The following is a 25,145-nucleotide window of genomic DNA, read 5'->3' as shown; positions in this document are numbered from 1 at the left end:
TTTTAGATTTTTAAGATTTTTTTTATTCGCAGGCGATTGTAACGCTGGATCAATATGCAGGGCACATTGGCAACTAGGGCATAGCTTGTCATCACTATGCACGCCCATATTGGGTTCCAGAGATAAAATAGAGGAGTAAAAGCCATGGTTAGCCAATGCGCAAGTTCACCGCGTGTGGTTTCAATAAAAAATCTTTTTAAATATGCTTCTTCTGAGCTTTTTAAGGTTGCTTTGGCAAACCCATGTTCAAACCAAGCTGCAGCATCGGGTAAGCAATCTTTCCATTTTTTAATCAGCAAGTATTTTTTGTACCAAGTGGGCGTTTCAAAAGGCAAAGGCTTAAATAGGTTGGCATGAGCAGGAATATGTTTTAACGGAAGCCGAGTAATGAGCCATGAAATAGACATATGAATGATAGGCCATAAGATAATATTTAAAAAAGTTGTTAGTAGAATGCTAAATTTAAACATGTCTACCTTTCCAAGTAACGGTAAAGATTTTTTTTATGATTGGAGAAAAACCAAAAACAACCATAAAGAAAAATAAAGGAATTGGAAACAACAATGCTGTTATAGCTTTATAAGATCCAATTTTGTTTAAAAGGTAATACGTATAAGCAGCAATTAAAGTATAAAGCCCCAGTATTAGGTAAGAAGAGCTAGCGTCTAACAAAGGAAGCAAAAAAATTGAGATACCTGTAAACATACATACACTCAAATAAATAATAATATTGAATAAAGTGTTTTTAGGTGTTTGGCTGGCTCCTGAAGTGAAAGCTTTGATCCAGCCAAAACAAAGCTCTTTAAATGAGTGAGGAAACATTCTCATGTTGATAAAGCCTTGTCCTCCAAAATTCTGAATAAGTATGTTTTTTTTAAGCAATAATTCACTCATAAAAACATTTTCAAGAATTTTTTCTTTAACAGCAGCATGCCCATCTATGGACCAATAGATATCTTTGTGAATGAGTAAGCACTGTCCAAATAGTTTTTTTTGTTGTTTGGACGGTTTAAATACAGGTTCAAAAGCATTTAAGCCTAAAACCATCATAATATTAAAAAAAGCCGAGAACTGTTCATATAGACTTGGAACATGATGATAGGGACAGAGTGAGACAACAGCATTATCTTGAGCAAGAAGGTTGGGTATTTTATTAAAAGCCTCAGCTTCAAACCAAGTATCAGCATCAATAAATAAATAGTACTCTCCACTTGCATTTTTAGCACCTTGGTAACAGGCGTAACTTTTGCCAACCCAGGTTTTATCTGGTTTTTTTACGCTAACAATTTTTGCGCCAAGTTGAGAAGCAATCTGTACCGTATTGTCATTTGAATTATCATCGACAACAAGCACTTCTTTTACTTGTTCTGTTTGCAAATAAATGCTGTTGAGTAAGCGAGCAATGTTATGTTCTTCGTTCCTTGCTGGAATAATAATGGATAAACTATGCAACGGCAGCAGGTTATTGTGGCTAAGAGTTGCTTTTGGAAGATGGTAAAATCTGCTTAATACATATAGCAAAGCCAATATACTTATACTGCAATGAATAAGCATATTATGATTGATCAAATTGATGCAGTTGATCGGCAACATTTTGACCACATAAGGTTACCATAGGCATCCCGCCACCAGGGTTAACGCTACCACCCACAAAAAATAGATTTTTGAATTTTTTAGATTGTTTAGGGGCTTTAAAAGCGTAGTTTTTATCCCAGTCAGAAACAACACCATAAATTGAACCTTTGTTGGAGTAATATTTTTTTTGAATATCCAAAGGTGTCCACATATCTTCTACAATAGTGTTTTTTCTTAAATTGTTTAAACCCATGCGCTCAAGCTTATCAAGGACTTTTTCTTTAAAGTGCATGTAGTCACTTTCAGTATAAGGGTTCTCTTCATTGATATAAGGGATGTGCGGCAGAATTTTAATATTATCACAACCTTGTGGAGCTTTGCTGGCATCGCTCCGGGTTGGAGCTACCAGATATATGGTTGGGTCATCAGGTAATTTTTTTTCTTTAAAAACAGTATTAAAATGTTTTTTTTGATCTTTAGAGTAGAAAAAGTTGTGATGTGCCAGTTGAGGGTAGTGCTGTTTTACTCCTAAGTGTAAAACCAAACCAGAGCATGCCGGTTCAAACTTTTTTAAAGAATCCATAAAAGATTTAGGCTGATTTAAAAGTTTTTTATAGGCAGGGATAACCTCCATATTTGACACAACATAATCATATTGTTTTAAGCCTTGACCTTTGATTTGAATGCCTTTAACTCTATTAGAGGATTGTTCAATTTGCTCAATTTCAGTATTCAGATGAATGTTTACACCCATATCATTCAAGAGTTTTTCAAAGCCCAAAGCCAAATTGTACAAACCCCCATTGACATACCAAAGGTCATATTCAAATTGAATATGAGGCATGAGATTCATAAAACCTGGGGAGTCGAGGGCAGAAGACCCTACATATTTAATAAAATATTCAAAAATACGTTTAAGATGAGGGTCAGAAAAATGTTGATCAATGCTGACCGCCATCTTTTTTCTATGATCTATCTTAAAAAACAGTTTAAATAGACCATAATGTTTAATGAAATCCATCAGATTATCCAAACCTTTTGCAAAATATCCAGATTCAACAATAGTGTACTGTTGTTTTGAGTAGTTTAAAAATGATAGAAATTCTTGTTTATGGGTTTCAAATGATCCAGAAAGTTTTTTAAGCTCTTTAAACATCAGCTCTTCTTCTTTGTATAAATCAAGAACTAGACCATCTTCAAAAAAATTTCTCCAATGCGGCTTAACAGGGCTGATTTGCACATAGTCATCAAAGTTTTTACCTGCTCTTTGAAAAAGACTTCTAAAATACTGCGGTAAGGTAAAAATTGAAGGTCCAAGATCAAAGGTAAAGCCATCTTTTTCCAATTGATTGAGTTTTCCACCCAGATGATTGTTTTTTTCATAAAGGTCAACATGGTATCCATGTGCTCTTAAAGCAATAGCGGCTGACATGCCGCCTAATCCAGCACCAATTACAGCAATATGTTTGTTGGTCTTTAATTTCATGCTGTTAGTTCCTCGCAAATATAGTTGATATTGTGTTTTTTACTGATCAGATTGCTGGCAATAATGGATGATTGTAAAATTGTGGGTAAGCCACTGCCAGGATGGGTTCCTCCACCTACAATGTAACACTGATCAAACTCTTCAAACTTATTTCTGGGTCTGAAGTAAGCAAGCTGTCCAAGATTGTGTGATAAATTAAATGTTGCGCCTTTATATACATTAAGGTCCTGTTCCCAGGTATTGGGGGTGAAAATACGTTCATTGATGATGTGCTGTCTTAGATTTTTAAATTGCATGCGTTCTTCAATCATATCCAAGACAAGGTTTCTGTAGTGATGTTGGGTTGTTTCCCAATCAACCTGTGCATCACAGTTTGGAACAGGGACCAATACATACAAGGAAGACTGGTTTTTAGGTGCAAGGCTAGGGTCATTAACGCTTGCATTGCGGACATAAAAAGAGAAATCATCTGAAAGCGTTTCATTCTTAAAAACATCATCCACGTTTTTTTTATAATTTTTTGCAAATACTATGGTGTGATGCTCGCTTGGAAAAATTTTATCCAAACAAAGGTAAAGCATAAAAGTAGAACAACTGTACTTCATTTTTTCTAGTTTTTTAGGGGTATATTTTTTCAAAGTATTTTTTGGAACCAGCTTATCCATGGCATAAGCAAAGTCGGCGTTAACAATCACTTCATCGGCAAATATTTTTTCATCTTCAGTTTCAACACCTATAACTTTTTTACCTTTTACAATGAGTTGTTTTACAGGTGTATTTAAGTGAAAGTTTGCCCCAAGAGATTGTGCTGCTTTAGCCATTGAAGCACTGATTTCACTCAAGCCACCCATAACATGATAAACACCGTAAGCATGTTCTATGTAGGAAAGCATTGAAAATCCTCCGGGACAATCCCAGGCTGACATTCCTAAATATTTACTTTGAAATGAAAATAACAATGAAAGATCATCGTTTTGAAAGTAAGATTTTAAAACATCAAATACGGATTGACCTAAAGATAGGTAAGGTAAGGCTTTAATGTTTCTTTTTGACATCAATGAAATTAAAGTTGGATAATCTTTTTGCAAACAAGGCAATAAGCGTTTAAATCTAGCTTCCTCTTTGCTCATAAATTTGTCATAGCCTTTAGAAAGGCCAGGGAAAACCCGTTCAATTTCTGCTTTGGTCTTTTCTCTGTTGGAGCTCATTAAAATCTGTTTGTCTGCAAACTGAAGTTTATACATGGGGTCTAGTTTAATAAACTTCATATAATCATTTATATCTAGGCCTACCTGTTCAAAGAGATTATCCAATAAAAACTTCATCATTAAAAATGTAGGTCCTATATCAAATTTAAAACCATCTAGATCAATATGAGCGTTTCTGCCACCAACGACGCTATTTTTTTCAAACAGTTCAACAGAAAATCCTCGGTGGGCAAGGAGCATGGATGCAGCTAAACCGCCTGGACCACCACCAACTATAAGTACTTTTTTTTTGTTTTTCATGGTTTTTTGTATAGGGAATCTCATATTTAGAGTTTAAGTCAATTTAATGTGTTTCGATAGATGAAATACTTCAATAATTACAATCAATAAAATAAATCAATGGATTCATTAACATTTTTGTATTGTAAGCTCTTTGTTATCAAGGTAAGCAAAAACGGTGGAGGGGAAGACAATGAAAAAATTAATCCTATTGCTATGCTTTGTGATGCTAACAAATATTTTTGCTCAGCAAAAAAATTATGTTTTTACTAAAAGAACAAGTGAAAATGAATTCAACTTTATTTGGGAACAATTTAATAAAGAAAAAAGTCATGTCGTCAGACAGGACTGGTTTTTTGCTAATAATATATGGACCTGTACCAAAATAAACATTAATCGTGATGATAGCACAAGAAGTATTGATAAAGTGACAGATCAATATCAGCTTGAAATAAGGTTTTATAAAGATAATAGGTTATTCTCAGTGCCGCATCAAGCGTTTTCAAAAGTAAATCTGGATAAAGTGCTGTTGTTTGATTATTCCAACTATCTAGAAACCAATAAAGCCATTTTTGAAAATATGTATCAGTTAAGTGAAGCCATACACTATGTTTCATTGATTAAGTATGCAGAACGAGCAACATTTTACTTTGTTAATGCATTCAATGTTACCAAGAGTGATAAGTATAATGAAGTTCATCAGGTAGACTATAGTTATGCAAAACAGTACCAACTTACAGATGATCCATATGTATTATACAAAAATGATGATATGTTGGCGGTAACAAGCCTAGGGGTCTGCCGGTCAAATAGACGTTAATTGTGTTTTATGATGAAAAGCGTATATGCATGAATCATATCAATATTCTATTAAGACAATAAAAATATAGTGCAAGATCCATTTGAGTGGTAGTCCTTTATAAGGTCTATATATGCAAGATATTTTAGAAAAACAAAATGAGTACTTCTATTCTAATCAATTTAAACCTTCTTATCAGACTAGAATAAGTTTTCTTAATCGTTTACAGGAGGCAATTAAAAAATATGAGGATGATATTCTTGAAGCATTGCAGTTGGATTGTGGAAAACCAGAGATTGAAGCTTTTTTAAGTGAAATTTATTTTGTCTACTCTGAAATAAAACTTGCAAGACGTAACTTAAAAAAGTGGATGCAGAAAAAAAAAGTATCCAGTCCCTTTTTTAATTTTTATTCTAAAAGTTATTATCAATATCAACCCTATGGGCAAGTTTTAATTATGGGGCCTTGGAATTATCCAGTTCAGTTAACCTTAGGGCCTTTGGTTTCAGCTTTATCTGCTGGGAATGTTGCAGTGGTAAAACCATCTGAAAAAACACCACAAACTGCAAAAATTATAGCAAAAGTTATACAAGATGCATTTAAACAAGAGCAGGTGATCTGCATCAATGGAGGTGTTGATGCAGCACAGGAACTATTAAAACATCGATTTAATAAAATTTTTTTTACAGGGAGCACTTCTGTAGGGTTGAAAATAGCAGAACAAGCGGCAAAAACACTAACCCCAGTTACTTTAGAGCTCGGGGGTAAAAGTCCTTGTGTTATTGATCAATCAGCAGATCTAGAGTTAGCCTGCGAAAATCTTCTTAGAACCAAAATATTTAATGCAGGGCAAACCTGCGTCGCTCCAGATTATGTTTGTATTGAAGCATCACTTGAAGATGACTTTAAGAAAACAATGACTCAAATATACAACAAGGTTTATAAACCACATCCTATTGAAGCTTGGAGTTCAAAAATTATCAATGAACAGCATTTTACTCGTTTAGAAAAACTAGTAGCAAATAGCGATCCATCCAAAGTTATTATTTTTAGTAAAGATAGTTTTAAAAAACACTACTTCCCGCTAAGTCTAGTTTTTGATATCACTTGGGATGATCCAATCATGCAAGAAGAAATTTTTGGTCCAATTTTACCTGTAATAAAGTTTAGTTCTCTTGATACATTGCTGTCCAAGTTCAATCAATTGGAAAAGCCTTTGAGTTTATCGGTTTTTGCTAAAGACAAAATCTTTATCAAAAAAATTGTTCAAAACACACAGTCGGGTGTGGTTGATGTTAATTCAATCATGAAGTCTGTGAGCAATATCAACTTACCTTTTGGTGGTGTTGGGCATAGTGGTATGGGAAGTAGTCATGGTTTTTTTGGTTTTAAAAGTTTTAGCTATACAAGATCATTGACATATAAAATTGGTCAAGATTTGTTTGCCTTACAGCCGGCATACAGTAAATTTTACAAAATGATACGTAAATTTTTGAGTTGAGCTTTTATTATTTCAGAGTTGTAAGTAACTTTTTTGAAGCTTTAAATTTGAGTTTTTTGTGCGGTTTAATGTGTAAAACTTCTCCAGTGTTTGGGTTATGCCCTTTTTTTTCCTGATATAAAGTGGGGTAGAATGTACCAAAGTGACTCAATTGCGTAGACTCATTTTCTTTAGCAGCCACAACGATTTGTTCAAGACATGCCTTGAGCATTTCATCAACAGCAACTTTGGGTATATGTCGAAATTTAATATCCTTATATATGCGATTAATCAGTGTTTGCTTGAGCATACCCATGCTATGACATAGATGACCTTTCTAAGCAAAAATAATAATTAAATAAAGGGCTTTGCGTAAAAATAGATAAACCTTTACTTACGTTTACGATCATATAAAAACAAAGCCATGCATTACTTGAATAGAGGGTTCAGTAGTTTATGTCTAGCCTTGTTTTTAACAACATGTGCTGCCAATAACCGTAACCAACCTTTTCTATCTGGCCAAACAAACTTTACGGTTGAGCTGTTAACAGAACAAAATGTTTGTGATGTTAGTTTTCAACTGAGCAATTTAATTCAAGAGCATATTATTCTCATTGAAGCGTCTTTGTGGCTTAAAAATTCAGAGGGAGAATTGACTCAGCTTGATGTTTGGAATGGAGATGATGTGTTAAATCTTTTTTCTGGAGATCAAATTTTGCACGCAAATGCCGTACAAAATTATAATTATGATTTTGCTCCCCATATTGTGACAACTGAACCCAGTTACACTTTAGAGCTGCAAATCATTGGTTTAAACAATGGATTGCCCAGCGTTGGCCAAATTTTAAGTTTTTGTTCTGTGCCATAAATGGCATTATTTAAGAAAATCAGGTTTTTTCTAACAAAAAGGCTAAAGTGGGCAAAAAGAAACTTGACATTTTGCTTTGAGATCAATATTTAGCGCAGACTAAGGTATTTCTTTTAGTAAAAGAGTATTTGAATAAATACAATAATTTAAGGTATTTTATGATTGCAAAAACATATAGTCAGAAAAAAGAACAAGTGACACGTCATTGGAAAGTAATGGATGCTGACGGTAAAATTTTGGGACGTTTGGCCACTGAGGTCGCTCGTGTGCTTAAAGGTAAGCACAAGCCAACGTTTACGCCACATGTTGATGGGGGTGATTTTGTTGTAGTAACCAATGCAGCAAAAATTAAACTTACCGGCAACAAACTTGATCAAAAAGTTTATTACCACCACACAGGATACAGAGGTGGTTTAAAGCAGGTGGTTGCATCTGAGCTTTTGGAAAACAATCCATGCAGAATGATTGAGTATGCTGTAAAAGGAATGTTGCCTAAAGGTTCATTAGGGCGTGACATGATTAAAAAATTAAAAATATACGCGGGTGAAGAGCATCCACATGAAGCTCAACAGCCACAAAAATATGAGTTTTAAGGGGTATTATGCCAAAAGCACATTATAAATATACAGGGACAGGTAAACGTAAAACATCAGTTGCTAGAATTTACATGAATGAAGGTTCTGGACAATGGACAGTTAATGGAAAAGCACATGATGAGTATTTTCCAACACGTACGCATCAAATTTGTATTAACAGACCCTTTGCATTGTTAGGTTTAGAAAACAAGTATGATGTTAAAGTTACTGTAGCCGGTGGTGGAATTACCGGACAAGCTGAAGCCATCATGTATGGTTTATCAAAAGCTTTGACAGCTGTTAATGAGGAAGAAAATAGACCAAAACTGAGAGCTGAAGGTTTGTTGACTAGAGATGCGCGTGAAACAGAACGTAAAAAATACGGCCAACCTGGGGCACGTAAACGTTTCCAGTATTCAAAACGTTAAACAATACATTACAATATCAACTGCTTACATTGCAGTTTTCAAAAAAGGGGCTATTGGCCCCTTTTTTGTTGTCAATTTTTCTGATCACGTTAAAAGAGAGTTGTGAAAACGAAAGGTCCAAAATTTATTTTTGTTACAGGTGGAGTGGTATCTTCTTTGGGAAAGGGGGTTGCAGCTGCATCTATTGGCGCACTTTTAGAAAACAGAGGTTTAAACATTACTTTCCAAAAGCTAGACCCTTATATCAATGTTGACCCTGGGACGATGTCACCGTTTCAGCATGGAGAAGTATTTGTTACTGAAGATGGTGGTGAAACAGATTTAGATTTAGGTCATTATGAACGTTTCACACATGCTGTAATGAAAAAAGATAATAACTTCACTACAGGCAAGGTATACGAAGCAGTTTTAGAAAAAGAACGTAAAGGTGAGTACTTGGGGGCAACCGTGCAGGTCATTCCTCATATTACCAATGAAATAAAAGATAGAGTTAAAAAAAATGCTCAAGGTTATGATGTAGCTATTGTTGAAGTGGGGGGAACAGTTGGCGATATTGAAAGCCTTCCTTTTTTAGAGGCGATTCGTCAATGCAGGGGCGATTTAGGTTGGGATAATACTTTGTATGTTCATTTAACATTGGTGCCTTATTTGCCCACGGCTGGCGAAGTTAAAACCAAGCCTACACAGCATTCTGTCAAGGCTTTGCAACAAATAGGTATACAGCCAGATATATTGATTTGTAGAACTGATCGTGACTTGGACAAAGAAATTAAAGCTAAAATTGGGCTGTTTTGTAACTTACGCCCAGAGTCAGTGATTACCGCAAAAGATACAGACACTATTTATGAAGTGCCTCTGTTATTTGAGCAAGAAGGTTTATCCAACAGGATTGTTGAAAAATTAAACATGTGGACGCGTGAGCCAAATTTGGCGCAATGGAAAGACTTGGTTAAAAAAGTTAGGTCACCCAAGTATGCAGTTAATATTGCTGTTGTAGGTAAATACATTGATTTAACGGATTCCTATAAAAGTTTAAATGCGGCGCTTACCCATGCTGCTCTTGGGCATGATTGCAAAATGAACATTCAGTTTTTTGATTCAGAAGAGTTGGAAAAAAAGGAAGACTTGTCTAAAGTTTTTGCAGAAGTTGATGCTATTTTGGTGCCCGGTGGGTTTGGAAATCGTGGTGTAGAAGGTAAAGTAAAAAGTATTCGTTATGCCAGAGAAAAGCAATTGCCTTTTTTTGGTATCTGTTTAGGCTTACAATGTGCAGTTATTGAAGTGGCCCGGTCGCTTGCAGGTATAAAAAATGCAACTTCTTTAGAGTTTGATGAACAAGCAGAGAATCCTGTTGTAACTTTAATGGATAATCAAAAAAACGTTTATCGAAAGGGCGGTACAATGCGTTTAGGAGCCTACCCTTGCTCTTTGCAAGAAAATAGTTTGGCTAGAGCTTGTTATAAAGAAGATGTTATTCATGAAAGACATAGACATCGTTTTGAAGTTAATAACGATTATGTTGATGCACTAGAAAAAGTTGGTTTTAAAGCATCGGGTCGGTTAGAGCAGGGCAATCTAGTTGAAATTATGGAATTACAAGGGCATCCCTGGTTTTTGGGATGCCAGTTTCATCCCGAGTTTAAGAGCAAGCCTTTAAAGCCACACCCTTTATTTTTAAGCTTTATAGGTGCAGCCCTAAAATTAAAAAAGTAAGCGGATATGTTTGAAAAGTGTTCAGGTGTTTGACTTTCGAACCTTTTTTACTTCATTTGATCGACAAAAATAAATCATTTATACAGTGCGTTTAAGCAAAGAAAGCCTTTGTTATAAGCCAGTTTTTGCGTTGCCCAGAACTGCTTGTCAACTACATTTATTTTTTTATGTTGGCATAAAGTTTGCTATCTAGTAAAATGAAAGGAAGAAACTGGTTTAGAATATGCTTATTCAAAAAATGTACCATTTTAAATCATTGAAATTATTGATTTTTTAAGAAAAATTAAAATTTTAATGTTTACAGTTCCTTTTTTTGTTTGATACAGTAGAATATAAGTAAAGAAACGGAAGGTAATTAGATGGCAATAGAGTTAAAGCAGAGTTTAAAGTTAAGTCAGCAGTTGGTGATGACACCACAATTGCAGCAAGCAATTAAATTATTGCAATTGAATCGCATGGAGCTGGCTGAGCACTGTATGACTGAATTGGTTGAAAATCCTTTGTTAGAAGAAGTTGTTAGTCAATCTGAAAATAGAGAAGAGAAACTGGCCCAGCGTGAGCAAGATGCCAATAAAGAAGTTGATCCACAAAAAAATCAAGGCTCAGAGGATATCAATTGGGAAAACTATTTAAATAGCCAAAGCCATAGAACCGCATCTGAAGGAAGAGCAATCCGTGACTATGACCCTGATAAGCCTTCATTTGAGGCTAATTTGGTTAAAGAAACCACGCTAATTGATCACTTATTGCAACAATTGTATTTAAGCAAATTGATTGAAGAAGATAGAAGAATTGCTAATGCTATTATTTGTAATCTAGAAGAAGATGGATATTTAAGAACATCGTGTGAAGAAATTGCACAAAGTTTAGAAGTAGAGTTTGAAGATGTAGAAGCAGTTTTGGAATGTGTTCAAAGTTTTGATCCTGTTGGTGTTGCTGCTAGAAATTTAAAAGAGTGCTTGTTGGCACAGTGTAATTACAAAAAGAGCAGTCATTTGGTTAAAATGGTTGTTCGGGAGCATTTAGCTGATTTAGAAAAGAAAAATTACGCGGAAATATGCAAATCTACGGGTATGTCAAAACAACAATTGGCAAAGTGTATAGAGTATATATCTTCATTAGACCCTAGACCGGGCCGACAATTTTTTAACGAAAACTCAAATTATATCACGCCAGATATCTATGTTGATAAAATTAATGGTGAGTATGTGATTCGTCAAAATGAAGATGGCCTGCCAAAATTAAAAATTTCTCGATTGTATGAGCAGGCTTTAAGGGGAGCAAAGACTTCTGAAAGTGTAAAAGAATACATCAATGAAAAACTGCGTTCAGCAATATGGCTGATTCGTTCTATTCATCAAAGACAAAGAACTATTTATAAAGTCACAGAGTCTATAGTAAAAATGCAAAGAGACTTTTTTGAAAAAGGCATTGGCGGGTTAAAACCTATGGTTTTAAAAGATATTGCTGAAGATATAGGCATGCACGAGTCAACAGTAAGTAGGGTAACAACCAATAAGTATGTACATACACCGCAGGGTATTTTTGAGCTTAAGTTTTTCTTTAACTCAGGTATAAAACGCGTAGAAGGTACCAATATGGCTTCAGAAGCTGTAAAAGAAAAAATTAGGTTGGTGATACAAAGTGAAGACGCAAAAAAACCCTTCAGTGACCAGGAAATTGTAGAATTGTTAAGACAAAAAAATATAGACATTGCCCGTAGAACAGTAGCTAAGTATAGAGAAATGTTAGGTATTTTGTCATCCTCAAAAAGAAAACAAGTTTTATTGAACTAAGATCAAATAGAAGATAGTTTAAGAATAGTTAAGAAATAAGCATCTTGACTTTAACCTTTAAAGAACAGACATCGTTTTTAGGGTTTAAAAAAGCAATACGGGTGTGCAGAAGGAGTATTTTACAATGAAAAAAAATATAACATTTAGGCATATGGATAGTAGCGATGCATTAAAAACACATGCATACGAAAAGCTAAGAAAACTAGAAAAATACAATAATCCAGCTAGCGAAGCACATATTGTTCTAAGTGTTGATGGCCATAGACATCAAGCAGAAATAAACTTTACCGCAAAACAATTTTCTTCAACTGTCAGTGCTGAAAGTACAGATATGTATGCCTCTATTGATGATGCAGTAACAAAACTAGAACAGTCAATAAAAAAGCATAATGATAAAATACGAGCACAAGGTTAAAAATTTTATCAATATTGATTTTTAAGCTATTTTGTTGGCTGTGTCAGTTTGGGAGAAAACACAGAACAAGTATGTTTTGCTTAACTTGGAGTCCAATAGTAAAGCTTCAATTTTAAAAGAGCTTGCAGCGTATGCAGCAAAAAAAATTGGAGATGTTGATGCTCAAGAAATAGCACAAGCTTTAATTAATAGAGAAAAGTTAAGTTCAACAGCAATTGGTGCAGGGGTGGCTATACCGCATGTGCGTTTAAAGTCATTTAAAGATAGCCATGTCCTTATTGCAAAAAGTGCTAAAGGTGTTGGCTTTGATGCTATTGATGAAAAACCTGTACACCTTATTTTTTGTGTATTGAGTCCCGTTAAAGCTACTGAAAAACATTTAAAGTTATTGTCGAGAGTTGCTAAGTTTTTACATGATACTTCCTTTAAAGAACAACTGATTAAAGCAAGTGATGAAAATGAAGTTTTACAAGCACTGGCAAAAAAAGATAGTAGTTATTGATTGAATAATCATGAAGCCAAAAGAGAGTAAAAAATTAAACCTGATTATTGTTTCTGGTTTGTCAGGGGCAGGAAAGTCAACGGTTATTAAATCCTTAGAAGATATTGGTTTTTATTGCATTGATAATCTGCCGGTACAAATGTTTGATCAATGTGTCAGCTACTTTAAGCAGTCTAAAGAAAACATAGAGAATATTGCCCTAGTCATAGATGCAAGAGAGAGTTTGGTTAATATCAAACCTTTTGCAGATAAGATTAACCAACTTAGATTAAATGGTGAAAAAGTAAAACTGTTGTTTTTGCAAGCAGACAAAGAAAGTTTACTTAAACGATTTCGGTTAACACGTAGGCGACATCCTGTAGATAAAAAAGGAGATATTGTTTCTGCAATAGAAGAGGAATTAAGAATTTTACAACCTCTAAAAATGGAAGCTGATCAAGTTATTGATACTAGTGCTTATAATGTGCATGAATTAAAACGGCACTGTATGGAAATTTTTTCATCTTGGCCAGTCTATAAAAACATGTTTATTTCAGTGCTGTCATTTGGATTTAAACATGGTCTACCTCATAACGCGGATCTAGTTTTTGATGTAAGGTTTTTAAACAATCCTTATTTTCAAGACCATTTAAAAAAATTAAGTGGTTTAGATGAGGCAGTAAAGCTTTATGTTATGCAGCAAGTAGATGCGCAAAAATACTTAGACTATATCCAAGATTTGTTGAAGTTTTCTATTCCAAAGTATGAACAGGAACCTAAGGCTTACTTGACGATTGCCATTGGTTGTACAGGTGGACAGCATAGATCAGTTGCTATGGCTGAACAAGTTTATAAATTTATTGCTCAAACGTATAAATCAGTTTCAATTAGACATAGAGATATTATGCTAGATATGACCAGCGCATAAGCTTGATTTTGTTAGTGTTTAATTAAAATGTATGAGCACAATACCCTTTTATAAGCTTTTTAGCTTGACCTAAAAAAGCACAGGCTGTATCCCTAAAAAATTCATTGTTCAGTAAATAGTGAGTATAATACTTGCAATATTAAAAGGTTACTTGGAGTTAATATGTTAAAGAACTTTTTGTTTACGTCAGAGTCAGTCACTGAGGGTCATCCAGATAAAATTTGTGATCAGATTTCAGATGCCTTGTTAGATGAGATGTTAAAACAGGATCCTCAAAGTCGGGTTGCAGCAGAAACCATGTGTGGAACCGGATTTATTCATATTGCAGGAGAAGTAACCAGTAATGCTAAAGTAGAAATTTCAGATGTGGCACGTCAAGTGGTTAAAGAGATTGGCTATGATGCAAGTGAAAAAGGTTTTGATGCAGATACTTGTGCAGTACATGTTTCTTTAGGAAAACAATCACAAGATATATCGGTTGGTGTATCTGAAGGTGAAGGTTTATTTAAAGAGCAAGGTGCAGGTGATCAAGGTTTGATGTTTGGTTTTGCCTGCAATGAAAACAAAGATTTTATGCCATCTCCCATTTATTATGCTCACTTATTAACCAGACAATTGGCAAATGTTCGACATAATAAAACTTTAGCATATTTAAGACCGGATGGTAAAAGTCAGGTCAGCATCCAATATGAGAACGGTAAACCAGTTCATATTGATACGGTTCTTATTTCTTCTCAACATGATGAAAACATTGATCATGAAACAATTTCGCAAGATATAAGAAATAAAGTTATTCTTCCTTTCCTGCCAGAAAATTTAATCAGTGATAAAACTAAAATATTGGTTAACCCAACAGGTCGTTTTGTTTTGGGTGGACCTAAAGGTGATTGTGGTTTGACGGGCAGAAAAATTATAGTGGATACCTATGGCGGTTGGGGAAGGCACGGGGGCGGAGCTTTTTCAGGTAAAGATGCAACAAAAGTTGATCGTAGCGCAGCTTATATGGCCCGTTATATTGCAAAGAATATTGTTGCTGCTGAATTGGCAGATCAGTGTGAAGTGCAATTGGCTTACGCTATTGGTGTAGCTGACCCAGTATCCATTATGGTAGACACCTTTGATAGTGCTAAAATCGATGATGAGAAATTACCACAAGCGATTCGGGAAATTTTTCCACTGAAACCTAAAGGTATCATTGAAACCTTAGACTTAACCAGCCCACGTTTTCGTGCTACTGCGACCTATGGTCATTTTGGTAGAGATGAAGCGGGGTTTACGTGGGAAAAAACTGATAAAGTAAATGAGTTAAAAAGCTTTTTTGCTTAAGGTTGTTGTAATGCCCTCATCTTTATTAATTTTGACATAAAGTAATATTAAAATGAGCAACGCTATAGATTAACCTCTTAGATCTTTTTGTTGCTTAGCATTCAACTGTGGTTTAGGATATTTTCAATGCAGTTGGATCGTCAAAAGAGTATTGAACTTGGATTTATTCAGTTTTTAAATCAAATTAAAAACCAAGTTCAAAAACCTACCCCATTTTTTATTGAACATGCACAAGAGCTCAAACATATGTTTTTTGATCAATTGTTGTCCAGAGCTTTGGATTATACAGCAAGAGATTTAAAGAAAAAAAATTTAGCGTATTATACTATTAGTAGCGCAGGCCATGAGAGTAATGTTTTACTTGGGCAACACTTAAAAGTAACTGATCCATGCTTTTTACATTATAGAAGTGGTGCTTTGATGGCCAGACGTTATCGTTTTGACCCAGAAAGAAATTATACAAAAGATGTATTGATGTCTCTGGTTTGTGCGCAAGATGAACCTGTTAGTGGGGGGCGACACAAAGTTTGGGGTAGCGTTAAGCTGAATGTTTTACCACAAACCAGCACGATTGCTTCACATTTACCCAAAGCAGTAGGCGCAGCCTATGCCCTGGCAAAATTAAAAGGTCAAGAATGCTTGGAAGGTGTGAATAAAGAAAGTATTGTGTGTTGTAGTTTTGGTGATGCGTCTGCCAATCATTCAACTGCACTGGGTGCAATTAATACGGCAAAATGGACGGCCTATCAAAAACTTCCCATGCCTGTTTTATTTGTTTGCGAAGACAATGGTCTTGGAATTTCAGTTAAAACACCACAGCACTGGATTCAAAATAACTTTGCAGAAACTAAGTCTTTAAAATATTTTTATGCGGATGGCAACCATATCGAAGATGCCTATCATCAGGTTAAAATGGCTATTGATTATTGCAGAAATTATAAAAAACCGGTTTTTTTACATTTAAAAACTACTCGCCTCATGGGACATGCAGGCAGCGATATCCAAGCGGCCTATTTGTCTGAGCAAGAAATTTTGCAGCAAGAAAAAAATGATCCAATTTTGGCTTGGGCTCAAACATTGATTGAGCATGATATTGTAAGTAAGGAAGAGATTCTTCAAACCTATTATCAAATCAATCAAGATATTACTGAAAAAAGTAAACAGTGTTTAAGTTTAAAAAAAATCGAAACATCACAAACACTAGCTAATGTTTATAATCATGATTTAAAAACCATTGACTGTAAACGATTACAGTTACAAGAAAATAAAAAACCAACGGAAGTTGTTCTGGATAAAAATAATGAAAAGCCTAGGCACATGGCCATGTTAATTTCTTTGGGACTGAAAGAACTCATGCAAAAGGATGCAAGCGTAATGATTTTTGGTGAGGATGTCGCTAAAAAAGGTGGGGTATATCATGTAACCAAAGGTTTGTATGAACAGTTTGGCCCTGCACGTGTGTTTAATACAGTCCTAGATGAACAGTCAATCTTAGGCTTAGCCATTGGCATGTCACATATGGGCTTTTTACCTATTCCAGAAATACAGTATCTCGCTTATTACCATAATGCTGAAGATCAGATTCGTAGCGAGGCTGGATCAACAACCTTTTTTTCTAATGGGCAGTTTCACAACCCTATGCTTATTCGTATAGCATCTTTTGCTTATCAAAAAGGTTTTGGTGGGCATTTTCATAATGATAATTCTATCGCGGCTTTGAGAGATGTTCCGGGCGTAATCATTGCTGCACCATCGCGTGGAGATGACGCGGTTAAAATGTTACGTACGTGCTATCATCTAGCAAAGCATTGTGGGAAAGTAGTTTTCTTTTTAGAGCCTATTGCTCTGTATATGACCAAAGATTTGTATGAAGATCAAGATGAAGTTTGGAGTTTTAAATACCCCAAAGTGAATGAAACCATTGAATGTGGTGAGTGCTCTGTTCATGGAAAATCAAAAACAGTGATTATCAGTTATGCCAATGGCTATTACATGAGTTTAAGAGCCGCTAAAAAATTAAAAGAGGAACAACATAAAGAAGTCAGTGTCATTGATTTAAGATGGCTACATCCACTGCCTATAGAGCATCTTTTTAAACACCTCAAACGATTGCAAGTAGAGCAAATTTTGATTGTTGATGAGTGCAGAAAAAATGGTGGTGTTGCAGATAGCTTAAGCAGAGCTATATTAGAAGAATTTAAAACTATTCAACTCAAAGTGATTGAAGCCCAAGAATCTTATATACCTTTAGGCCCAGCAGCAAACTTAGTTCTTCCAACTGAAGAAGACATAGTGAGAGAACTAAAAAAATTCTAAACCAATTATTTTTTTGTGTTCAAAGAGCGATTGCCAAGTGTTTTTATAAAAAGGCTAAAAAGAAAGATATTAAATAGTGTAATTGGAATAGCTGGGATGATTGCTGCTGAAGAGAATAAAAAACTAGCAACGACAGATTTAAAAATATCTTGAACTGAAATGTCCGAAAGAGAAATCGTCATGATTAAGAAAGAGAAGTAAACAATAAAAAGACTATTTAGAATACTTAAAATAATTGATGTGCCTAAACCCGCTGTTTGGAATCTTTTTTGTAAAAAATCTAAACATAAAAACAAGGATCCGGTGGCGACCATAGAAAAAATAAAAGAAGCTTTTAGATCAAATGCATTGATAAAAATGCCCGTTAAGTTGCCTAAAAGTAAATTGAATACAATAATTAAATACTTCATGTCTTAAGCAGACTAACACAATTTGGTTTTAAAATGCACCTTAGATTAGCCTTAATTAAGAAGCTTGGGCTGTGTTTAAGCAATAAAACTTTGGTAATTAGGCCCAAAACGCGTTTTTTAGCCTTGATCAAATAAACGAGCTAGAGCATCATTTAGAAAAAAACTCCAGGTATAGAGGAGAAGGGTTCTCAAGCAAAAATAAAGCGAGAAGCAGGTTGACTTAACGTGTATTATATGTAACATTGCCGCATTAACTGACTAAGTTATTGAATTTTTTAGGAGAGTGATGATATCATGACTTTAGTTAAAGTAAGAGACGGCGAATCTTTTGAAGCGGCCATGCGCCGGTTTAAAAAAATCTGTGAAAAAGCAGGGATTTTAGCCGAAGTAAAAAAAAGAGAGCATTACGTTAAGCCAAGCGTGAAAAGAAAGAAAAAAGCGATTATGGCTCGTAAACGTAATGTATTGACAGCAAGAAAATCGACACCTCGGTTTTAATGTTACATTACATGAAAATACCGTTTTATTTCACAATAGACTGTAGTTTGAGAGGGATATTCTTTGGTTCCAAGTGATATTGTTGATGAAATTAGGCATAGAACTAATTTAATTGACCTTATCTCGCAAGTAACGCGTTTAAAGCGTTCAGGGAGCAACTGGATGGGCTGTTGTCCTTTCCATGAAGAAAAAACACCTTCTTTTTCTGTCAGTGAAGAGAAACAGTTGTATCACTGTTTTGGCTGTGGTGAAAGTGGTACGGTATTTTCATTTATGATGAATTATCATCGTTTAAGTTTTCCAGAAGCATTGGAAAGTTTAGCGAGTAAAGCAGGGATTGATTTAGGGCCATACAAGCAGGGGCAATCAGCACAAGAGTATCAACAGCAAAAAGAGCAAAAGAAAAAAATGAGAGATTTGTTTGCTTATGCCAATCAATGTTTTCAAAAATGTTTGGCAAAGTCGCCTAGAGCAGCTTTTGCCAGAGAGTATCTTGAAAAAAGAGGCTATGCTAGTGATATTCAAAAAAAGTGGGGCATAGGTTTTGCGCCAGCTGGGACCAAACATTTGTATCAGGCTTTGGTGAAAAAAGGAGGCATTGAAGAGAAACATATGTTGACTTCAGGCTTAATAGGAAGAAATGAAAAAGGGGTATACGATATGTATAGAAATCGTATTGTATTTCCTATTTCTGATACCGAAGGTCAGACCATTGGTTTTGGCGCTAGAGTTCTTGATGATAGTAAACCCAAGTATATCAATTCACCAGAACATATATTGTTTAATAAACGTCGGACACTTTTTGGTCTATGGCAAGCAAAAGAAGCCATTAAAAAACAAGGTAAAGCCATTGTTGTAGAGGGTTATACAGACGTCATTTCTTTACATCAAGCAGGGCAAAACAATGCCGTAGCATCTTTGGGAACAGCTTTTACTAAAGATCACGCCAAAGTTTTGCGCAAGTATACGGATCAAATTGTTTTTATTTTTGATGGTGATCAAGCGGGGGTTAATGCCGCATATAAAGCTTTAGTTCCAGCCGTTAGTGAAGGTTTGGATGCAAGAGTCATTTTTTTACCAGAAGGGGAAGATCCAGATAGCGTTGCAAAAGACAAGCATAAGTTTAAAAGCTTAACCCAACAATTGGTCAACCCTAAAAAACTATTGGATTACTATATTGAGAAGGAGTTTTTAAGTAACCAAGATATAAGAAAAAAATCAATGGCAATTGAAACTTTAGTAGAACTAATCAAGCTAACAAGCGATGTTTATTTAAAAGAAGCTTTGTTGAATCAATTGGTAAGCCAGACCTCGGTTGAAAAAGATATTTTTTATGGAAAAAGTAGCTTTATAAAAGTAAAAAAACCTGTGACACAAATGCAAAAATCTTTGCATAAAAACAGTGTTCAAGAAAAGTTCTGGCGTGAGGAAAGTTTATTGTTACGAGTTCTTTTGCAAGTTCCACAAAGTTTTGATCGTTATATAAAAGATCAAGCTGAACAATATTTTGATCAAAGCTTTCAAGAACATATTTTATCATGGTTGGATGCCAATCGCGAAAATGCGACAGCTGAAAGCAATTTGGCCAGAAGTATTGATTTGTGGCCGGTAAAAGAACATATTGGAGCTTTAAGCAAAGCATTTTTAGAAGATAACTATGATATCCAGGAAGATTGGGAAAAGATTTGGTCGGATTGTATTAAAAAAATGAAAACCAAACGTATAAAATTTTTAACAGAACAACTAAAGAGCAGTGAAGGTCAATCTACGGAAGATATACATGCTATTTTTAGTGAGATTGAAAGCTTAAAAAAAACTTTACAAACAAACTCTAAACCAGAAGGTTTATGAGTCAAGGAGGCAGTATGAGAGACGACGAAAATAAAGATGTTAATGTAGTCAAAAACCTCATAGAGACAGGTAAAGAAAAAGGGTATTTAACCTATGAAGAGGTTAATGATGTATTGCCTAAAGATGTCGTGGTTAATGACCAGCTTGATGATATCATGGTTATGTTTGGAGAGATGGACATAAGTATTGTTGATTCTGAACAAGAAGGTATGGCACTGAAAGCTGGCTCAAAAGATGACTCTGAAGGTGAAGATACCACGGATGATAGTGATTCAAAATCTAATGACCCAGTTAGAGTTTATCTAAAACGCATGGGTTCTGTTGCTTTGCTTACTCGAGAAGGCGAAGTCGAAATTGCTAAACGAATAGAAGAAGGTGAAGACGATGTGCTTCAAATCCTTATTCGTTCTATTTTAGGTGTAAAAGAAATTTTAAATATAGGTGAAAAGCTTAAAAAAGGAACCATAAGAATTAAAGATCTTATTCGTGGTATAGAAGAAGATGATGAAACATTTGATGAAGAAGGTACCACCAAAGCAGTTCTTAAGCTGATTGATAGAATTAAGCGTATTGACAAAGATAACGAAAAGCAGTTGAAAGACAAAAAAACTGCAGGTCGGTCAAATTTAAAAAAACGTCAAATCACTGAAAAAGTAGAAAAAAATTATATTAAGATGTTTGAGACGCTTAAGGAAATTAACCTTAATCGCAAATGGATTAATAGGATTGTATCTCGTTTAAAAACAATGATTTTAAAGATTGATCAATCTGAAAAAGTTTTTACATCTGCTGAAAAAAGATCGGGTAAAACAACAAAAGAATTAAAAGCTTTATTCAAAGAGTCTAAAAAAGGCAGTGCCGAAGCTAAAAAAGTAGAAAAAAAGTTAAAAAAGATTTCTTTAGAAGTTTTAGTAGATCTAGTGAAAGCAATCAGAGTTGCAGAAAAAAGAGTTTTAAGTGTTGAAGAAGATGCTGGCATGACAGCTAAGCAGCTTAAAGATACTTACAATAGAATTCGTAAAGGTGAGCGTTTAGCAGATATAGCAAAGGCAGAGCTGATTGAAGCTAATTTACGCTTGGTGGTTTCTATTGCAAAAAAATATACCAATAGAGGTTTACAGTTCTTGGACTTGATTCAAGAAGGTAATATAGGTTTGATGAAAGCTGTTGATAAATTTGAGTACAGAAGAGGTTATAAGTTTTCAACTTATGCTACTTGGTGGATCCGTCAGGCCATTACTCGCGCAATTGCAGATCAGGCGAGAACAATTCGTATTCCTGTACATATGATTGAAACCATCAATAAATTGGTCAGAACTTCAAGATTTTTGGTTCAAGAACTGGGCAGAGAGCCCTCTCCAGATGAAATTGCGGAAAGAATGGAGCTGCCAGTTGATAAAGTGCGTAAAGTTCTAAAAATTGCAAAAGAGCCAATTTCTTTGGAAACGCCTATAGGTGAAGAAGAAGATTCAAGCTTGGGTGATTTTATTGAAGATAAAAATGCAATTAATCCATCTGATGCTGTTGTTGGAATGAGTTTGTCAGAGCAAACCCGTAAAATTCTTGCAACCTTAACACCCCGTGAGGAAAAAGTTTTACGCATGCGATTTGGTATTGGTGAAAAGTCAGACCATACCCTTGAAGAGGTTGGCCAAGATTTTGATGTGACACGTGAACGTATACGTCAAATTGAAGCCAAAGCTTTACGTAAGCTTAGACATCCTAGCCGTGCTAAGAAGCTTAAAACATTCATAGACAATTAGAGTATGTTAGAGTGATTATTTTTGCATAAGCTCTAAAGATGATTGCAAAAAAGTAAGAACTATGAAATTAATGCATAAACTTTAAATAAGAGTGGTTAAACATAAGTTTAGCGGGCCCTTAGCTCAGTGGTTAGAGCATCCGGCTCATAACCGGCAGGTCCCTGGTTCAAATCCTGGAGGGCCCACCATACTTGGTTTAAAGTGAGTTGATAAATATTATAATGGGGTTATGGATGATGCATTTTGAAGAGTTGTTAAAATTACAAACGCTGGATATAGAGTTGGATAAAATTAAGTCTGAGAGAGAAGGTTATCCTAATCAACTAGAGTCGGTAAAAAACAATTATGATCAAATTTTAAGTCAATATAAAAGCCTTAATAGTCGTGTAGAAACCTTAACAGCCGAAAAAATAAGTTTAGAAGAAAAACTTGGTTTAGAAGTGACCCGCTTGAATAAAAGTAAAATAAGATTAAATGAAATTAAAAATAATTTTGAATATCAAGCTTTACGTAGAGAAATTGATTCCACTGAAAAAAGCAATTTTACTTTGGAGCAAACCATTGCTTCTCATAGTGAAGAGTTGCAAAAGTTGGAAGAGTCTTTAAAACAAAAAAAAATAGAGTTAGAACAAGTTGAAACAGAGTTTGATGATGTTAAAAGTTTGGTTGATGAAAAGAGTGACTATTACGCGCAAGAGATTTCCAAACGCCAAAATGAAGTCAACCAATACCATGATCACATAGAGAAAGCTTTATTGAGCAAGTATAAATTTATTCGTACACGCTTAAATAAAGCAGTTGTCTGTGTAGATGAGGGTGTTTGTAAAGGTTGTTACATGAGTTTACCCCCCCAAATGGTGAATGAAATGCAAACTAAAAAAGATTTGTACAACTGCCCCAATTGTCACAGAATTTTATATCTAGAAGACTACATTGAACGATAAAAAAAAATCTTCACCAATATGCATAGCTTACATTGATGGAGCTTCAAGAGGCAATCCGGGAGAAGCATCAGTAGGAGTTAGTTTATGCGCTAAAGATGGACAAGAGCTTGCTACGGTTGCAAAATATATTGGACAGGCTACCAATAACGTTGCTGAGTATACATCGCTTCTTGAAGCGCTTGATTTGGCCAAAGCTCAAATGTGTAAAAATGTAAAAATTTATGCAGATTCACAGCTTATGGTCCGGCAAATTCAAGGTATCTATAAAGTTAAAAATCCAGAATTAAAAAAATTATGGCAACAGGCTATGGATAAAATTCAATTATTTGATTCGTTTGAGATTGAACATGTTAGACGCGAGTACAATAAACGTGCGGATGAACTGGCAAATATTGCCTTGGATAGTAAATTCTAGAGTTTTTAACTGCTTTTGTTAAAGTTGAGGGAGCTGTTTTTTAAGGTTTATCTCAAAAAATATACTTTTTCTTTTATTAACATTTTGATAGAACGGTTTGAATAAAGTTAAATGGATCATCGCTGACGTACTATTTTTAGTAGTATATCAGAGGAAAGTCCGGACTTCATAGGGAAAGATGCTGGTTAATGACCAGTGCAGGTGACTGCAGGAAAGTGCAACAGAAAGTAAACCGCCTGTAAGTAACTTACAGGTAAGGGTGAAACAGGGAGGTAAGAGCTCCCTCACGAGAGCCGTGTGAGCGGCCGTGCGGTAAACCCCATCTGAAGCAAGATCAAATAGAAAAGTGTTTGAGGGTGTCCCGCCCGAGGCTTTTGGGTAGATCGCTTGAGCTTGTTGGTAACAGCAAGCCTAGATAAATGATGATCAATGTAGCAATACATACAGAATCCGGCTTATATTTAACTTAATTTATAATGTGGTGGAGTTCTATTCTATGAGCTCCATCATATTTTATTCTTCATCGCTGTTAGTTTCATATCGTGGAGAGAATAGAAAACGCTGTTCAAAAGAGTATCTATTTCTAAGAGATGCCAACTGTTGAATAGTATGGCTTAGGTTTTCATCTAGCGTATAAAAAGAAGCCAGACAAAAACCTGATTTATCGTGAATTTCTAAATAGTTCGAGTTATTCTTTTTTATTGTTTTTACATCATAAAAATCAGAGGCTACAGTGATAGAATCTTCCTTTTTTTCTGAGTGAATATAGCCATCCACTAAACAAGGTTGGTGCCAGACTAAATTATTACCTTGAAGCTCATACAATATAGCTCCACCATGGTAAGTCATAACTTGGGATATATAAGCATAGCTATTGGCATAGGGGATATGGTCTTTTTCAGTGACGGGGTGATACCAATCTATAATTTGCTTGTCCTATTTTTGTTTGAAATCCAATAAAAATTGTTTATCAGCAATTTTTATTTTATCGCCAACTTGAAAAAAAGGATAGTACAGAGCCATTTATTTTGCTCGGCTTAAGTACTCACCGGTGCTAGTGTCAATTTCTATTTCTTCGCCTTCCTCAATAAAACCTGGGACTTTAACAGAATACCCTGTTTCAAGTTTAGCGCCTTTGAGAGAGTTAGTGGCAGTTGCGGTTTTAATGTAGGGTTCTGTCTCAATGATTTTTAAGCGAACACTTTTTGGCATTTCAATACCAATAGGGCTACCTTCATACAATTCAATCATAACACTCCCACCATCTTTTAAATAAGGCAAGGCATTCTCAAGATTGTCTTTTTGCATTTGAATTTGCTCATAAGAAGTATTGTCCATGAAATGGTAGGTTTCGCCTTCTGCATACAAAAACTGTGCGTCTCTTTGATCCAGTACTACTCTTTCAACAGGTTCTCCAGATCTAAAACGATACTCTGTTTGTGTACCTTTTAAAACATTTCGCAGTTTTGTTTGAATATAAGCGCCACCTTTACCAGGCTGAGTGTGCATGGTACTCATAACACGCCATAACTCACCTTCATGCTTGATAATCATGCCCACTTTAAGCTGTTTTGATCCAATCATTATGCTT

General features: G+C 35.0%; 25 protein-coding genes, 1 tRNA gene and 1 other RNA gene. 19 read left to right on the top strand and 8 right to left on the bottom strand.

Features of this window, described 5'->3' with window-relative positions:
* Positions 1-2: 2 nt before the first annotated feature.
* From PKC21_05950 to crtI (PKC21_05935), 4 genes are all read right to left on the bottom strand, one after another.
* The gene (locus tag PKC21_05950) at positions 3-470 is read right to left on the bottom strand and encodes a glycosyl-4,4'-diaponeurosporenoate acyltransferase (GenBank protein HMR24877.1); all 468 of its coding nucleotides are present in this window, start codon (positions 468-470) and stop codon (positions 3-5) included.
* The gene (locus PKC21_05945) at positions 463-1,452 is read right to left on the bottom strand and encodes a glycosyltransferase (GenBank protein ID HMR24876.1); all 990 of its coding nucleotides are present in this window, start codon (positions 1,450-1,452) and stop codon (positions 463-465) included. Before PKC21_05945 ends, PKC21_05950 begins: the two co-directional genes overlap by 8 nt.
* 103 nt (positions 1,453-1,555) lie before the next feature.
* Positions 1,556-3,061 carry a phytoene desaturase family protein gene (gene crtI, locus PKC21_05940; GenBank protein HMR24875.1) on the bottom strand — a complete coding sequence of 502 codons (1,506 nt, stop codon included), beginning with the start codon at positions 3,059-3,061 and terminating at the stop codon, positions 1,556-1,558.
* On the bottom strand, positions 3,058-4,569 hold the full coding sequence (gene crtI / locus PKC21_05935) for a phytoene desaturase family protein (protein HMR24874.1): 1,512 nt from the start codon (positions 4,567-4,569) through the stop codon (positions 3,058-3,060). The genes crtI (PKC21_05940) and crtI (PKC21_05935) overlap by 4 nt, the downstream gene beginning before the upstream one ends.
* Before the next feature lie 172 nt (positions 4,570-4,741).
* Here crtI (PKC21_05935) and PKC21_05930 point away from each other — a divergent pair, with 172 nt between their 5' ends.
* On the top strand, positions 4,742-5,368 hold the full coding sequence (locus tag PKC21_05930; GenBank protein HMR24873.1) for a hypothetical protein: 627 nt from the start codon (positions 4,742-4,744) through the stop codon (positions 5,366-5,368).
* A 112-nt stretch (positions 5,369-5,480) separates the two neighbouring features.
* Positions 5,481-6,848 (top strand): aldehyde dehydrogenase family protein, encoded by a 1,368-nt coding sequence (locus PKC21_05925; GenBank protein ID HMR24872.1) that lies wholly within the window; start codon positions 5,481-5,483, stop codon positions 6,846-6,848.
* Between the two features lie 7 nt (positions 6,849-6,855).
* On the opposite strand, the gene PKC21_05920 is transcribed toward PKC21_05925, so the two are convergent.
* Complete coding sequence (locus PKC21_05920) at positions 6,856-7,137, bottom strand: HU family DNA-binding protein (protein HMR24871.1); 282 nt, start codon at positions 7,135-7,137, stop codon at positions 6,856-6,858.
* Between the two features lie 114 nt (positions 7,138-7,251).
* On the opposite strand from PKC21_05920, the gene PKC21_05915 reads away from it, so the two are divergent.
* From PKC21_05915 to PKC21_05870, 10 genes are all read left to right on the top strand, one after another.
* Entirely contained in the window at positions 7,252-7,695 is a 444-nt protein-coding gene (locus PKC21_05915; GenBank protein HMR24870.1) for a hypothetical protein, read from the top strand.
* Between the two features lie 158 nt (positions 7,696-7,853).
* Complete coding sequence (gene rplM, locus PKC21_05910; protein ID HMR24869.1) at positions 7,854-8,288, top strand: 50S ribosomal protein L13; 435 nt, start codon at positions 7,854-7,856, stop codon at positions 8,286-8,288.
* An 8-nt stretch (positions 8,289-8,296) separates the two neighbouring features.
* On the top strand, positions 8,297-8,698 hold the full coding sequence (rpsI, locus tag PKC21_05905; protein ID HMR24868.1) for a 30S ribosomal protein S9: 402 nt from the start codon (positions 8,297-8,299) through the stop codon (positions 8,696-8,698).
* Positions 8,699-8,800: 102 nt separating this feature from the next.
* Positions 8,801-10,411, top strand: coding sequence for a CTP synthase (locus PKC21_05900; protein HMR24867.1), 1,611 nt, complete (start codon positions 8,801-8,803; stop codon positions 10,409-10,411).
* A 359-nt stretch (positions 10,412-10,770) separates the two neighbouring features.
* Positions 10,771-12,207 carry an RNA polymerase factor sigma-54 gene (gene rpoN / locus PKC21_05895; protein HMR24866.1) on the top strand — a complete coding sequence of 479 codons (1,437 nt, stop codon included), beginning with the start codon at positions 10,771-10,773 and terminating at the stop codon, positions 12,205-12,207.
* A gap of 124 nt (positions 12,208-12,331) precedes the next feature.
* Complete coding sequence (raiA, locus tag PKC21_05890) at positions 12,332-12,622, top strand: ribosome-associated translation inhibitor RaiA (GenBank protein ID HMR24865.1); 291 nt, start codon at positions 12,332-12,334, stop codon at positions 12,620-12,622.
* Positions 12,623-12,662: 40 nt separating this feature from the next.
* Positions 12,663-13,124, top strand: coding sequence for a PTS sugar transporter subunit IIA (locus PKC21_05885; protein ID HMR24864.1), 462 nt, complete (start codon positions 12,663-12,665; stop codon positions 13,122-13,124).
* 10 nt (positions 13,125-13,134) lie between these two features.
* Complete coding sequence (gene rapZ / locus PKC21_05880) at positions 13,135-14,031, top strand: RNase adapter RapZ (GenBank protein HMR24863.1); 897 nt, start codon at positions 13,135-13,137, stop codon at positions 14,029-14,031.
* A 162-nt stretch (positions 14,032-14,193) separates the two neighbouring features.
* Positions 14,194-15,357, top strand: a complete 1,164-nt coding sequence (gene metK / locus PKC21_05875; protein ID HMR24862.1) for a methionine adenosyltransferase — start codon at positions 14,194-14,196, stop codon at positions 15,355-15,357.
* A gap of 126 nt (positions 15,358-15,483) precedes the next feature.
* Positions 15,484-17,673 carry a thiamine pyrophosphate-dependent enzyme gene (locus PKC21_05870; protein HMR24861.1) on the top strand — a complete coding sequence of 730 codons (2,190 nt, stop codon included), beginning with the start codon at positions 15,484-15,486 and terminating at the stop codon, positions 17,671-17,673.
* Positions 17,674-17,678: 5 nt separating this feature from the next.
* Here PKC21_05870 and PKC21_05865 read toward each other — a convergent pair whose 3' ends face one another.
* Entirely contained in the window at positions 17,679-18,083 is a 405-nt protein-coding gene (locus tag PKC21_05865; GenBank protein ID HMR24860.1) for a hypothetical protein, read from the bottom strand.
* Between the two features lie 294 nt (positions 18,084-18,377).
* Here PKC21_05865 and rpsU point away from each other — a divergent pair, with 294 nt between their 5' ends.
* The 7 genes from rpsU to rnpB all read left to right on the top strand — a co-directional run bounded on the left by rpsU (position 18,378) and on the right by rnpB (position 24,027).
* On the top strand, positions 18,378-18,581 hold the full coding sequence (gene rpsU, locus PKC21_05860) for a 30S ribosomal protein S21 (protein HMR24859.1): 204 nt from the start codon (positions 18,378-18,380) through the stop codon (positions 18,579-18,581).
* A gap of 63 nt (positions 18,582-18,644) precedes the next feature.
* Positions 18,645-20,432 (top strand): DNA primase, encoded by a 1,788-nt coding sequence (gene dnaG / locus PKC21_05855; protein ID HMR24858.1) that lies wholly within the window; start codon positions 18,645-18,647, stop codon positions 20,430-20,432.
* Positions 20,429-22,195 (top strand): RNA polymerase sigma factor RpoD, encoded by a 1,767-nt coding sequence (gene rpoD / locus PKC21_05850; GenBank protein HMR24857.1) that lies wholly within the window; start codon positions 20,429-20,431, stop codon positions 22,193-22,195. The genes dnaG and rpoD overlap by 4 nt, the downstream gene beginning before the upstream one ends.
* 112 nt (positions 22,196-22,307) lie before the next feature.
* Positions 22,308-22,383 (top strand) — tRNA-Ile (locus tag PKC21_05845).
* Positions 22,384-22,428: 45 nt separating this feature from the next.
* A complete protein-coding gene (locus PKC21_05840; protein ID HMR24856.1) occupies positions 22,429-23,139 on the top strand; it encodes a C4-type zinc ribbon domain-containing protein in 711 nt (236 codons plus the stop codon).
* Positions 23,129-23,554 carry a ribonuclease HI family protein gene (locus tag PKC21_05835; GenBank protein HMR24855.1) on the top strand — a complete coding sequence of 142 codons (426 nt, stop codon included), beginning with the start codon at positions 23,129-23,131 and terminating at the stop codon, positions 23,552-23,554. The genes PKC21_05840 and PKC21_05835 overlap by 11 nt, the downstream gene beginning before the upstream one ends.
* Before the next feature lie 103 nt (positions 23,555-23,657).
* An RNA gene (gene rnpB, locus PKC21_05830) (RNase P RNA component class A) lies at positions 23,658-24,027 on the top strand.
* Between the two features lie 40 nt (positions 24,028-24,067).
* Here rnpB and PKC21_05825 read toward each other — a convergent pair.
* Together PKC21_05825 and efp are read right to left on the bottom strand one after the other, a co-directional pair.
* Positions 24,068-24,379 carry a hypothetical protein gene (locus PKC21_05825; GenBank protein ID HMR24854.1) on the bottom strand — a complete coding sequence of 104 codons (312 nt, stop codon included), beginning with the start codon at positions 24,377-24,379 and terminating at the stop codon, positions 24,068-24,070.
* A 198-nt stretch (positions 24,380-24,577) separates the two neighbouring features.
* On the bottom strand, positions 24,578-25,138 hold the full coding sequence (gene efp, locus PKC21_05820) for an elongation factor P (protein ID HMR24853.1): 561 nt from the start codon (positions 25,136-25,138) through the stop codon (positions 24,578-24,580).
* Between the last annotated feature and the right edge of the window lie 7 nt (positions 25,139-25,145).

The sequence above is a fragment of the Oligoflexia bacterium genome, assembly GCA_035326705.1.
GTDB lineage: Bacteria > Bdellovibrionota_G > JALEGL01 > JALEGL01 > JALEGL01 > JALEGL01.
This window is presented reverse-complemented; position numbering and strand designations above follow the sequence as displayed.